Source organism: Ruegeria sp. CJ3 (genome assembly GCF_056536725.1).
In genome coordinates this window covers 1-13,442 of sequence record NZ_JBQFQE010000001.1, presented here as the reverse complement: position 1 = coordinate 13,442, position 13,442 = coordinate 1, and the positions used below count along the sequence as shown (strand labels likewise).

The following is a 13,442-nucleotide window of genomic DNA, read 5'->3' as shown; positions in this document are numbered from 1 at the left end:
GAATCTGCAGAAGGCTAACATGCGGAATTTGGAAGATGTAGCGGTTACAGGATGTGGACCGTCACATTAATGTTCCCGGAACGCGCGCGACATGCTGTCGACCACGGGCTTTGCGATATAGGCGGCAAAGGTGCGTTCCTCGGTCTGGATCATGATCTCGGCAGGCATCCCCGGCGTGGGCACGAAGCCCCGCACACGGCTCATCTCATCCGTGGTCAGCGAGATACGGGCCAGATAGACCTCTTGCGGCATACCGGCGGAATCCTCGACCAGCGAGTCAGCCGAGACGTAGTACACCTCGCCCTCAAGCACCGGGGTGGTCCGCTGGTTGAGCGCCACCAAACGTACAGTTGCCATTTGCCCGGTCACCACGCTGTCGATCTCGGTCCGCGGGATTTGTGCCTCGATGATCAGCGGCGCATCGGCGGGCAGGATCTCGGCGATTTGTTCGCCGGTTTCGATCACACCGCCCGGCGTGTGGTGATGCAGGCGCACCACCGTGCCAGTCACAGGTGCGCGTACGACGGCGCGGTCCAGAACGCTGCGGGCCTGACGAGCCTTTTCGCGAACACTTTCCAGATCGGCCTCGATCACGCCAAGTTCGTCCAGAGCGGCCTCACGATACGCGGACCGGGTGCGCAGTATCTGTTCTTCGTATTTCAGCAGCATCTGGTTGACCTCGGCCGTTTCAGCCTGCAGCCGGGCCAACTGACCCTCGGCCTCGGCCTGCACCCGGCGGATCGTGTTCAGATCGCCCTTGCGCACCAGACCCTTCTCGAACAGCGCGTTCTTGGTGTCGTATTCCTCCTGCAGGATGTCCGAGCGGCGCTGCATGCTGGTCAGTTGTGCTTCAAACCCCGTGGCGCGGATTCTCAACGCCTCCATGTTCCGCTGCAACAGGGCGATGTCGTTCAGCAGCGTCTTACGCGATACGTCAAAGCTCAGTTTTTGGTTATCGAGGATGGTCATCACCTCAACATCATCAGAGGCGTCCTGCAACGCGGTCGAGAATACCAGCTGTTCCTTTTCGCTATGTTCGGCCAGCAACCGTTCGGTCATGGCCTGAAGGCGAATCTTGCGGATGAACAACTCACGCTCGTTGGCCTCGGCCGAGGTCTGATCCAGCGTCATCATGATCTGACCGGCCTGAACCGCCTCACCTTCCGCGACGAGGATGTTTTCGATGATCCCGCCCTCAAGGTGCTGCACGATCTTGTTGCGGCCAGTGGCGACAAAGCTGCCCTGTGCGATGACCGCCGCCGCCAGTGGGGCGCGGAAGGACCAGACACCGAAGCCGCCAAAACAGACAATCAGCATGACCAGACCGATCACGATGAACTTGGTGATCGAGCGCGGAACCTCGGCATACCACAGGCCGGGATCATCCTTGTGTACTACAAGCTCGTTCATGGCTTATCCCCCATTGCCCTGAATTTCAGGCGGCTGCTGTCGCGGGCCGTTCAGCTGTTGCAGGACCTGTTCGCGCTGACCAAACAGCGCCACACGTCCGTCGGTCAGCAGCATGATCTTGTCGACCACGTTCAGCAGGGTCGGCTTTTGCGTGATCACGACCACGGTGATTTTGCTTTCCTTGGCCTGCTCAATCGCCCGTGCCAGCGCCTTATCGCCCGCCACATCAAGGTTCGAGTTCGGCTCATCCAGAACCACCATCCGCGGGTTGCCAAAGAAGGCGCGCGCCAGCGCGATGCGTTGTTTCTGACCGCCCGACAGCGGTGAGCCATCTGCGGCCACCACCGTCTCATACCCCTGCGGGAGTGTCGCGATCATGTTGTGGACGTCGGCCAGCACGGCGGCGTCGTGGATTTGTTCGTCGGTCGCATCCGCACGCATCCGGCCGATATTGTCCTTGATCGTACCGGGGAACAGCTGCACGTCCTGCGGCAGGTATCCGATGCTTTCACCAAACTGGCGCGGGTCCCAGTTGCGGATGTCCATCAGGTCCAGCCGCACGCTGCCCGAGGTTGGCAGGATCGAACCCACCAGCGTTTTGCCCAGCGTTGTCTTGCCCGCACCGGAATTGCCGATGATGGCCAGCGTCTCGCCTGGGTTCAGAGCAAAGGTGATCCCGTTCAGAACCACCCGCTTGGTGCCGCCGGGCACGTAAAGCAGGCGTTCCACATCCAACCGCCCTTCGGGGCGCGGCAGGCGCAGTTTCTCGTATTGCAGAGCCGAGCTCGACAGCAACGCCTTAATCCGACCAAAAGCTCCACGGGTCAGCAGGAAGGTGTTCCACCCCTCGATCGATCCTTCGATTGGGGCAAAAGCACGACCCGCGATGATCGAGGCCGCGATGACCATGCCACCGGTGATCTCGCCCTGCAGGGCCAGATAGGCGCCCCACCCCAGAATGCCGATCTGGGTCAGCAGACGCACCGCGCGCGATATGGCGGCGAAGATCACGTTGCGATCCTGTGCCTTGACCTGCCATGTCAGCGATTGCGCGGTATCTCGACCCCAGATACGCACGGCCTCGGGAATCATCGCCAATGCGTTGATGATCTGGCTGTTGCGCGACATCGAATCCAGATGCTGATTGGCCAGCGACTGGGCCTGATTAGCCTTGGCAAAGGGTTTTGCTGTGAGTTTCTGGTTCACCAGCGCAATCACCATCAGGATCAGCGCAGTGGTCACAACGATCATGCCAAGCTGCGGATGCACCAGAAAGATCATCAGGATGAACAGCGGTGCAAAAGGCACATCGAGGAAGGAAATCAGTGTGCCCGAGACCAAAAAGCCCCGCACCTGCTGCAAATCGCCCAGCGTCTGATACTCGCGCCCATTGCCGTGCAGCGAGGCATGAGCTGCCGCGCTCAGAACCGGGGCACCCAGACGGGCCGCTACCTCGACCGCCGTGCGCATCAGCATAAAACGGCGCACCGCGTCGAAGGCCGATTGAAAGATCACCGCCCCCGCAACGATCGCGGTCAGCATGATCAGCGTATCCAGCGAGCGGCTGGTCAGCACCCGGTCGCTGATCTGGAACAGATAGATCGGGATCGCCAGGATCAGGATGTTGGTGGCGCAGGTCAGCACCAGCACAAAGGCCAGATTGCGCCAGATCGCGCGCAGCGAGGTGCGCAGCGTTTTCTGAAAATCCTCGGGCGGGGTGCGTTTGTGGAAGGTTTGGGGTGGCCCCTTGCCGTCGCCACCGCCCGTCTCCGAGCGCATCAACGGTTCGTTCGCCTTGGCCTCGATCGTGGTGCCCATGCGGTCTTTGCCGCCAGTCGGCGCAGAGGGGGTCATGCGCGCAGTCGACTGAGCGGCGCATTCACGATCCGGGGTTTCAGCATCGGCCACCCCATTGTCGCTGCCCACCGGATCCTGATCTTGCGCGGGCCGCGACGACGCGCGCCGAAGGGGAGAGCCAGCGCGCGGTTGTGACTTGGGATCTGTCTGCTGTGCGTGCCTCTCACCGGTGTGGTCCGATTGTGATTGTTCTTGGGGGGGCGCTGGCTGCGACTCCCGGCCTTTTTGACCTTTCTCTGCCTCTTCGTCAGCCAAAGCGGCCGCTGCGGGGCTGGGCTGAGAGTTCGGCAAGCGCATCTCCTTGGTCAAACGCAGCCGTGACAATAGCGCGGCGGCATCATCCTGCTTGGGTTTCACTCCCTGATCTTTGTCGTTCAGGGGCAAGGGACGCCCGCCTCCATGCCGATCCAACGGACTGGCAAAGCGGGTTCGGCGCGACGAAAAAACGATCGACATAAATTAACCCTCGGGTCACTCGTAACAAACAGGAAAATCAGGCCAGCATGGTCTGCAGGCCGTCAGAGGCACTCATCGCTTCACTTGGTGTCAAATCATTGCCTGCTGGACCGATGCCATCGCCGTGACCGGGCATTCCGATCTCGTCCATCAGGGCCGCAATCGCCTCGTTGGTCATCTCGGCGATCTCCTCGTTGGTCGGCATATCAATCAGGCTGGCCTGGTGCAGCAGCAGATCCGAATAAGACCCGTCCTGCGCCATGACGACCGAGTCCACACCGGCCTTGGTCACGTTTGCCGCATTCAGCAGCGCATTGCTGCCCGCGATCACCTCGGTCTCGTCCGCGTTGGGGCCATGCAGGTGAACATCATCCTGATCCGCGAGTATCGTCGATTGCTCGACCACATTCACCTGCAACAGCGACCCATCGACCTTTAGAACGCGCATCTGCTCCATGCCGGCAAACATGGGATCGTTCATCAGCGCATCTTCCAGCGCCTCCATGTCCGATTCACCCAGCGCCATGGCCTCGGCCATCGGTGCCTGCATGGCTTCGTGCGTGTCTTCGCCTTCCGTGGTCAGAGACACCTGATTCATCACCAGATTCTCGTCCGAGCCGTCAATCGGCTGATGCAGGCCGCCGGTGACGATGTCATCATCCAGCAGGACCAATGTCTGCATGAAGGTGTCAACGGTGATCATGTCACCGTCGATCATCACCAGATCGTAGTAGCTACCCAGTTGCAGAATGCTGGTGACGTCCACCATTTCGTTATCGCCCAGCGCATAAAGCGTGGTCGACGCCGAAATCTCGGTTTCGATATGGTCGATATCCGTCGCGTCGATGGTCTGCTTGACGAAATTCGCCACGATCAGGTCGCCGTGAATCCAGTCGACATGCACAAGACCCGGCGCGTCCTCGCCGCCCTCGCCTATCCAATGGGCGGCGTTTCCTTCGACCTCGATCGACGACGACTGGACCACGTTGGTGCCCGAACCGCCATGGGTGCCTTCATCCATGTCCGACACAACCGCGACCTGACTGACCATCGTCAGCTCGATCGACTTGCCACCAACCGCGATGTAGGGGGCGTCGACCCAGGCAACGGTCGCGGACACTTCGTTGATTGCCAGATTGCCGCCGGCGATCACGGTGTGGCCATCTGCATATTCCGGGCCGTCGTCCTGATCCCATTCTGCGGGCAGCGGATCGGGGCCGGCCTCTTCGTCGTCCTCTTCTTCGGTCTGATGGTGTTCCGGCAGAAGATCGTCCCAGACTGGGGCTTCATCTACGTACTCACCATTGACGATCACGCCCATCGCGTCCTCGCCGTGGAACTGGTAAACGGTTGCGCCCTCGACCTCGACCTGGATCGGGGAAAGCATCTCTTGGGCCATTGCCTCGACATATTCGACCGACAGGTAGTCAGAGATATTGAAGGACGGGGCCGACAGCCCATGCATCGAGGTCGCAACCTGCGCCGCAGCCTCGGCCTGTGCCATCAGTTGCCCTGTATCGCGGAAGTCGCCTTCGCCAACCACATCGTTGTCACGCAGATAGATCGACTGGAACGTATAAGTCACAGCCGATCCGATCAGCTCAGTCACGATCTGAGGTTCAAGGATAATTACATTCTGGGCGGCCTCTGCCAGATCACCGTCAGGCAGCGGCGGACCAAGGGCCGGAGGCGGCCCAAGTGCGACGACCGTCGGAATAGGCGGACCGTCGGGTGCGGGTGGAAGTCCAGGAGTGGCGGGGGGGGTGTCAAACAGATAAGATAGCGGACCGTACTTGCCCGGATCCAGATCCAGATCGGCCTTGATCTGGATTTTGGTGGGATCTTCCAATTCATCCAGCTCTGCCTTGCGGCGCAGGGCGGTGAACTCTTCGTACTGATCCCTCAGACGGGCTTGCTCAATCGTAAGATCAAAGGTTCCAATAAAGTGTGCAATCTTTTCGGTAACACTATCGAATGACATTTCGATGATCCCTTACCCCCTTACCGGCCAGAAATTTCCGGTTCGGGATTTGCTGGGCCGGGGCCACTGGATCGCGGCCCCGGCGTTTTCATTGGAACGGGGGCCGCTAATTCGGCCCCCGAAAGGTTGACTTATACGTCGGTGTCGTCGCTCGAGTAGGACGATGTCATCGAACCACCAACCATGGTCGTATCGACCGAGTTACCAAGCACGTTGGCACCCATGACGATCGACTGGTTGAAGGCCGAAGTATCGACCACAGCGGCTGCCGAGGCATAGGACTCGCCGTTGACGATACCGTCGCCACCGTTGTCCGAACCCCAGGTACCGGCGTTCCCGCCTGCACCACCTGCGCCAGAGTTGGCACCCGATGCTTCACCGCCGGTGTTCATCGCACCATTGGTTTCGCCACCGGTCGAGCTGCCCATGACCGCGCCGCTGGTTCCACCAGCTGCGGTTCCGGCACCACCGGCACCACCTGCACCGGACATCGCCGAACCCGTCGCGCTGCCACTTCCGGTCGAGGTCGCGTCGTTATCCGACGCCGCCGCACCACCGTAACCTGCAATCGCTTCGGCCAGGCTGTCAGCCGATCCGTCGGTTTCCGCAGTTGACCAGACCTGGCCTGCACCACCGGCACCAGCCGTGTTGGTCGCATCCACAGCACCCGCACCGCTTCCGGCCGAGCTGGACGTCGGCGAGGTCGTACCACCTGCGCCACCGGCGCCGTCAGCAGTACCCGAACCCGAACCCGCGCCCGAAGCCGCGCCGTTGGTCGAGTTGCTGCCGCCCATTCCACCGGAACCATCGGTGTCCTGGTCGTTGTTGGTCGTACCGTTGATGTCGCCGGATGTCTGATCGACATCAGCTGCACCAGCTGTCTGGTCTCCAACGCCCTGTGCTGCCGCATCGGTGTCGACGAAGCCGCCACCGGCACCACCGGAGCCGCTGCCGCCAGTACCCGTACCACCGGTACCCGTACCACCAGTACCAGTACCACCTGTGCCGGTGCCACCTGTACCCATGCCGCCAGAGCCCATGCCGCCAGTACCTGCGCCACCGGTTCCGCCGTCTCCGCCGTCACCGTTCGCATTACCGCCGCCACCTTCTTCGGCAACTTCCTCTTCTTCCTCAACCGGGTCCAGTCTCAGGAACGGGAAGCCAGCTTCTTCAGTGCCGGTGTTGCCACCGATTCCGTCGCCGCCATCGGCGCTACCACCAGTGCCGCTACCGCCAGAGCCGCTGCCACCGGAACCGCTGCCACCAGAGCCGCTGCCACCGGAACCGCTGCCGCCCGAGCCGCTGCCACCGGAACCGCTACCGCCGGAACCGCTGCCACCATCGGCATCATTGGCACCCAGCGCGCCTGCGCCGGCCAGACCCAGACCCAGATTGGTGCCACCGGTCGTGCCGTCTGCCTGGTTACCACCAGAGCTGGCGTTGTCCGACGAACCGGTATTGTCCGCATCGCCGTTACCGCCGTCTGCATTGCCGGTTGACGCATCAGTACCGGCCAGACCAAGACCCGCACCCAGCGCGCCCGAAGCCTGATCGCCACCATTGGCGTTACCTTCAGCATTCGATCCCGACAGACCCAGACCCAGACCCAGACCAAACGATCCTGCGTCTCCGCCTTCACCGCCGGTGCCCGCGCCGTTTGCATTGGACGAACCCGTGTTGCTTGCGGTCGACGCACCCGTCGCGCTGCCGCCATTGCCGCCGGTGCTGTCACCGTCAGCATGCGCGCCTGACAGGCCCATACCAAAGCTTGAGTTGCTCGCAGCACCCGAAGCCGCTCCGCCACCGCCGTTCGCGGCGGCATCCGCGCTGCCGGAATGCCCGCCAAACGCCAGCGAGGTGCTACCATGGGTCGATCCTGATGCAGCACCGCCATGGCTGGTTCCGCCATTGCCCGAGGCACCACCGTCCGTATTGACGTCGATACCATCTTCCGCATAGGCGTGACCGCCGTTTGCATCACCGCTCTGCGAGAAGCTACCAGTATTCGAAACGGTCGCGCCGTTCAGCGTGTCACCGTCGTTCAGGCTAGCATACTGACTGTTGATTGAAGCAAAGTCGTTGCCGGGACCATCCAGTGAGATATCGATGTTGATATCGTCACCCGGATCGTAGTCCAGATCGTCGCCAGCCGTGATCACATCACCAACATCGCCATCGACATCGTTGATGTCGACGTCAACCTTGTCGTTGTCGCGCGGTACCCATTCACCTTCACCAAAGTTGAAGTTCACAGTGTTGGTGTTCGAGTTGTCGTTGCTGTCGTCACCACCGTTGGTGTTGCTGTCGTTGCTGTTATTGATGTTGCGGTCATCACCACCGTTGACGTTGCGGTCGTCGCCGCCATTGGTGTTGCTGTCGTTGCCGCCGTTGGTGTTGGAATTGTCACCTTGCTGCTGCTGTTGCTGCTGTTGCTGCTGCTGCGCGTTGATGTCCTCAACGTCCAGAACGACCTCTTCTTCCAACTCAGGTGCGTCTACGACAGGATCCTGGTCATCGATAACTTCTTGGACGTCTGTGATCGGAGCATTTCTGCGTACCATAATAAATTCCACTTTTACTGAAGCACCGGACCGCCATTCATCTACAAAGCGGTGACAGGCGCGGTTAAAAACAGATATTACGCACAAAGCGTCAAAACGGACGCTTATGCGGCAGTTCTGGTCTTCTGTCTGGTCAGCCCCCCTTTCTCGGCTTAGCCGATTCCATCACCACAGAAATTTCGCTAAAATACGCGGGCTGCGGTCATGTCAGGTTCAAGATCACTTCGCCAATTGAAGCTCGATCATGGTTGCAGCGATGCGGGGGTGTGCATAGCTGGTCGAAAGCATTAAATGTGGCAACTCTTTGTTAAAAAGTGGGTTTTTTTGCCAATTGCCTTAAGGTTGGGCCGGACGCCCAAAAACCGCCATCACCTTAGATCGAGGTAGATTTAGTTAAGCAATTTCATACTCTTAAAAGCACCAAAAACTTCAAAGACCTAACCGAATGTTCTATAACTCAAAGCCAGAATTGTGGCGTTCTATTGCTGAAACACATACTTTCAGCTATGATAGTCTTCTAATTTGAATGATTAAGTTACCGTTTCGCACCGCCTACCTCTGTACTCTATTAAGACCTCAGAAGGTGGTGCCAGTATTAGTGAGGAATAGCGACAGTGAATATTCCATTGCAAGACGACACCCATGGTCAAATTGAATATGCAGAAGAATTGTCGATCATTTTTATTGGCAAGGAATTGTTTTATTCGAACCAGACCCTCAGAACCGTCCAAACCGAATTCGGCGTAAACGCCAAACGCTTCGAAAGCCTCGATGCCCTGTTGGCCGAGGCCGACCCGAGCGCCGCGGCAGAGCGCATCATCGTGGTCGATCAGATGATGATCGAGGATCTGCTCAGCCGACCGACCGCCTATACCAACCTGGCCCAAGCCGGCTGCCTAGCTTTCGCCTATCGCAAGCAAAGCTCGGCCCGGTTTCTGTTCGAACACTGGGATCGGGCGCAGTTTGGCGATATCGGATATCTGCCGATGAATGTGGCCCCTGACGTCTGGCGCGCCATTCTACGCCTGCTGATGCACGAAGAGTTGCACCTGCCCTGCTTCCTTGCGGACTGCCTGCCCGCAACGCAGACAGCCGTGACCGAGACGGCACAAAAACAGACCGCCGTCAGGACCCATTCGCCCGAAAAGCTGATGCTCTACTCCAAACTGACGCGTCGAGAAAAGCAGGTTCTGCGGCTGGTCTCGCAAGGCAAAAGCAATAAGACAATCGCATCCAAGCTGGGAATAACCGAGCACACGGTCAAACTCCACATGCACAACGTGTCGGGCAAGCTTGACGTCAGCAACCGAACCGCTGCGGCCCATTTCTACTTCGAGGTCGCGTCCCCCGAAGCGCGCAGCGCCTCCGTTGGATGAAGCCTTCGAAACCCGGTTTGACCGGCTCATCCTTCTGGTGGGCCGGCTCAACTATATGTGGACCAACACCGAAAGTCTGCTCATCCATCTTATTGCGGGGCTGACGGGGGCCAGCAAAGACGTGGCCGTCATTATCTTCCTGACGCTCAACACCACCCGCGCCCGCATCGACCTTGTCGAGCGCCTGGCCAAGATGGAAGGACGCCCTGCAGCGATCCGGGACCCGATTCTGCAACACACACAGCGATTGTCGCGGCTCTCGTCGATCCGGAACAAATACAACCACTGCATCTACTCGTTTGATCAGGAAAGCGGGAACCCTAAAACCATTCTGATGCGGATTGCGGATCGCAAAACGGACATCAAACTAGGCCGGGAAGACACGGTCGACGAACAGGCCATGAAAGAAATCGAGGACGTCGTAGCCCAGCTCTCAGCTGCGAACGCGGATATCTGGGCGCTGATCAAACAGCTGGGTTTCCCGGCTTGATCCGATCATCAAAAAATTGGTGCGGGCGGTGGGACTCGAACCCACACGGCACTTAGGCCTTCGGATTTTAAGTTACTGATTCCGAGATATTTTATGGCCCAATAGCACCTATTGAGGGTCCGCGAAGCCAAGAAAACAAGACATCATCGTCTCGTAGCACGTCCTGAGACCTCTCGGGACCTAACCGAAACATGGCCTGAAACATGGCCTACGGAGGCGACCAAAGATGACCACGAAACTCACGCAGACGACAGTGTCGCGGCTATCGGAAGAACATCCAGCCGGCACACAGATCTATGACAGCGAGGCGAAGGGTCTGCGCCTAGTCGTGGGCAAGCACGGCCTCTCCTACAAGCACGTCGGGCGCATCAACGACGGTACCGACCGCTACGTGTCCGTCATGATCGGCAGGACGGACGAGTTATCGCTGCGCAGCGCCAGAGAGCGCTCTGCTGAGCTACGGCTGGCGCTGCGACGCGGCACTTGACCCGAGGACCAAGAAGGTGGCTGTGCCGACCATTCAGGAGGCCCTTGAGCGGTACTTAGAAGGACGGCCCGACCTGAGTGAACGAACGGCCGCATGGTACCGTCAGAAGGTCGACGGTCCACTCGGCGGTCTCCGCAAGCTGCCAGCAGATCGAATCGACCGCGAAGCCGTTAGGTCTCTTCACGAGCGGTTGACCAAGAATTCCGGCCCCTACTCCGCGAACGGTGCCATGCGAGTGCTCAAGCTGCTGTTGAACGACGTCGCCCGGCCCCAAGATCTTCCACCGAACCCAGTCACGCGCGGCGTGCGAATGAACAAGGAGCAAGCGCGTGACTGGGCAGTTGGCCCTGATGAGTTGCCTCAGCTCTGGCGCGGATTGGATGCGATGGAAGACCGTGTTCGTCGCGCCTGCTGGCTACTGATGTTGACCACGGGTCTTCGCTCTACGAACGCACGCTCGGTGAGGTGGGAACACCTAGAGGACGAAGAGGTGTTGTTCATTCCCCGAGCCAAGTCAGGACGTAGATTTCACCTACCCTTGCCGAGATTCATGATCCAAGAGCTCGGTGAGGTGCGCGAACTGACGAAGCCGCTTGAGAGCCAATTCATTTTTCCCTCAGCAACCTCTAAGTCGGGTCACATCGAGCAGATGGTTCGGTTAAAGTCATTTCCCTATGCGCCGCACCAGATGCGCCATACTTATCGAACACATGCGCTGGAGGCTGGCGTGGACTTTCAGTCGGTAACGATGCTGATGGACCATGCCAACACCCATATCTCCTTCAACTACGTGACACGAGCCCATTTGAGTAGTCATTTGCGCGAGTGTCAGGAGCGAATCTGCGCGCGTTTTCTAACTTATCGAGGAACCAATCAAAATCCTCCTCCAAACTCGGAGCTTTGAACGGTTGACCACTCCGCTCTCTGTCTTAAGCTAGACGCATTCAAAAGGAATTGTCAGTGCCGAGCACCGAGCCATCATCCGGTCTTAGAGAGCTTATTCGAACAATAGGCCGAGATATTGTAATCCTATGGATTGCATGCCTTGCGATTTTTACAGTTTATTTGGAAGTCAAAGACGCATTCAAAGAGCGGGTCGCTATACAAGCGTCATTTAATACTATGAGCATCATTCGCGCATTTAATCGTTTAAAAGAAGAAGACGTGGCGACTGAAGCTCATTTCAGAGAGTGGTACTTTGGCAGTACAATGAAATTAGAGCTATTTGATGAGTACTTTGATCGCGACATATCCGATCTTGCTCCCCAACATGGATATTTCTTCATTATAAGTGTAGCCGATTTTCCAACTGGAAACATTTGCAATCTACTGATGCATCCGCGTACTGGAATCGAAAGTAGAATGCACGATAAAATCGAGTGGATAGTCGAGCCCAATTCAGACTGCTTGGGCGATCCAGTTTATCGCGTTTTTCCCTCTACATTGGTTTATGCGCCAGAAAACAATACTGATAGGCTTACGGTCAAAGAGGTGTATTTTAACAAAATTTGGTTCACTGAACTGGATAACTTCGTCCCGTCCTTTCCTGATTTATTCGGTAAACCATTCAATTACTGCGATCTAACCGAATACTGTCGAAATGACTCTTTCGAATTAACTCCCGCAGACTCAAACTTAGCCTATTATTCAGATGAACGGATGCATGACGAATTCAAGATTGATATTGTTTCACTTCTTACGCCAGTATTCAAAGCAAGAGTAGGTAAAGAAGTTATCGATACTCATAATAACGCCGAACCTCTTTCACAACAAGAATTCGCTGACGCTTGGGATCGAGAACAAGCAAAACTCACATTCTTTAATTCCAGAAGTAGTTCCAAGTTTCTGGAACAGGATGTTCGAACACTAGCTATTCCATTCATAGCCATTTTGGTGGTGCTATACCTCGTCAACAGCATTACAGTGCGCGCGTATCAAGTCAAATTTTCGGAACCTGCGTATGTTGCCTCTAAGGGTCTGCTACTGGGTCCAGTTGCAATTTGGAACATCCCACACATGACCCTCAAAGTTGCAATGATATTCTCTCCTCTATTCGCAACCGTTTTGGTCGGATTGATTTTTCAAGATATTTTTCGGCTACCCTTGAATTCTAATGTCTTCGTCAACCCTTTAGACGGCATGACTTTGGAAACAACTCCCAGAGTCGAAGCAGGGCGATCAATACTTTTTCATAACCTACCGTTAGTTTTCTTTAATGTGACACTCTTACTTTGGGCACTGGCACTGTTTTCCTCGCTTGCGGCCACGATCCTTCTAGCGCGTGCTGCGTTTGATTTACCAAAAATCCGGTGTTCATTTTCCGGTGGCCTTCTGAAGCTACGCAGCCTTTTTTCAGGCATGATCTCTGAGGTCTTAAAAATGTTCAGTGGCTCCAAAAAACGAAAACGTTGAGCCTCACGGCACATGATTTGCCCAACCCTTAGGCTATTTCAAAAAAGCACCCACGCTACTGAGCGGCTTCGAAATAGTGGTAGTTCGCGTACAAGATGCTTTGATCGCAACGAAAGTATACCCCGACCGCTGGATTTGTGCTACCTGTTCCTAGACTGCTTAATGTTTGCGAGATTGTCATGAGCGACCCCAGATTGACTATTGCGTTTAGTTTCATTGAAGAAATTATGCAAAACCTCTCCGCGAAAGATAAGGTGCGGCTTTTGATAGGGTTGCTCAATGCAGGCGACCCCGGCAGTTCGTCTCTAATAATGGTACCCACTGTCTGACGTCAGCCCTTATGGGTCCAAATAGGGTCATTTGCTAAGAGAGTGTTTGTCGCTCATCGTCACCACCGAGGAGTGGAAGATGA

The 13,442-nt window shown here is 57.1% G+C and carries 9 protein-coding genes; 5 read left to right on the top strand and 4 right to left on the bottom strand.

Annotated features, from left to right (window positions below; translation table 11 throughout):
* Positions 1-66: 66 nt before the first annotated feature.
* The 4 genes from ACR0J1_RS00045 to ACR0J1_RS00030 all read right to left on the bottom strand — a co-directional run bounded on the left by ACR0J1_RS00045 (position 67) and on the right by ACR0J1_RS00030 (position 8,265).
* On the bottom strand, positions 67-1,410 hold the full coding sequence (locus ACR0J1_RS00045) for an HlyD family type I secretion periplasmic adaptor subunit (RefSeq protein ID WP_480730389.1): 1,344 nt from the start codon (positions 1,408-1,410) through the stop codon (positions 67-69).
* Between the two features lie 3 nt (positions 1,411-1,413).
* Entirely contained in the window at positions 1,414-3,336 is a 1,923-nt protein-coding gene (locus ACR0J1_RS00040; protein ID WP_480730390.1) for a type I secretion system permease/ATPase, read from the bottom strand.
* A 424-nt stretch (positions 3,337-3,760) separates the two neighbouring features.
* A complete protein-coding gene (locus tag ACR0J1_RS00035) occupies positions 3,761-5,704 on the bottom strand; it encodes a type I secretion protein (RefSeq protein ID WP_480730392.1) in 1,944 nt (647 codons plus the stop codon).
* Between the two features lie 131 nt (positions 5,705-5,835).
* A complete protein-coding gene (locus ACR0J1_RS00030) occupies positions 5,836-8,265 on the bottom strand; it encodes a beta strand repeat-containing protein (RefSeq protein WP_480730394.1) in 2,430 nt (809 codons plus the stop codon).
* A gap of 614 nt (positions 8,266-8,879) precedes the next feature.
* On the opposite strand from ACR0J1_RS00030, the gene ACR0J1_RS00025 reads away from it, so the two are divergent.
* From ACR0J1_RS00025 to ACR0J1_RS00005, 5 genes are all read left to right on the top strand, one after another.
* The gene (locus ACR0J1_RS00025; protein WP_480730396.1) at positions 8,880-9,641 is read left to right on the top strand and encodes a helix-turn-helix transcriptional regulator; all 762 of its coding nucleotides are present in this window, start codon (positions 8,880-8,882) and stop codon (positions 9,639-9,641) included.
* Positions 9,634-10,131, top strand: a complete 498-nt coding sequence (locus tag ACR0J1_RS00020) for a hypothetical protein (protein ID WP_480730397.1) — start codon at positions 9,634-9,636, stop codon at positions 10,129-10,131. The genes ACR0J1_RS00025 and ACR0J1_RS00020 overlap by 8 nt, the downstream gene beginning before the upstream one ends.
* Before the next feature lie 226 nt (positions 10,132-10,357).
* Positions 10,358-10,618, top strand: coding sequence for a hypothetical protein (locus tag ACR0J1_RS00015; RefSeq protein ID WP_480730399.1), 261 nt, complete (start codon positions 10,358-10,360; stop codon positions 10,616-10,618).
* A gap of 16 nt (positions 10,619-10,634) precedes the next feature.
* Entirely contained in the window at positions 10,635-11,522 is an 888-nt protein-coding gene (locus tag ACR0J1_RS00010; protein WP_480730400.1) for a tyrosine-type recombinase/integrase, read from the top strand.
* A gap of 56 nt (positions 11,523-11,578) precedes the next feature.
* Positions 11,579-13,030 carry a hypothetical protein gene (locus ACR0J1_RS00005; RefSeq protein WP_480730402.1) on the top strand — a complete coding sequence of 484 codons (1,452 nt, stop codon included), beginning with the start codon at positions 11,579-11,581 and terminating at the stop codon, positions 13,028-13,030.
* The last annotated feature ends 412 nt before the right edge of the window (positions 13,031-13,442 follow it).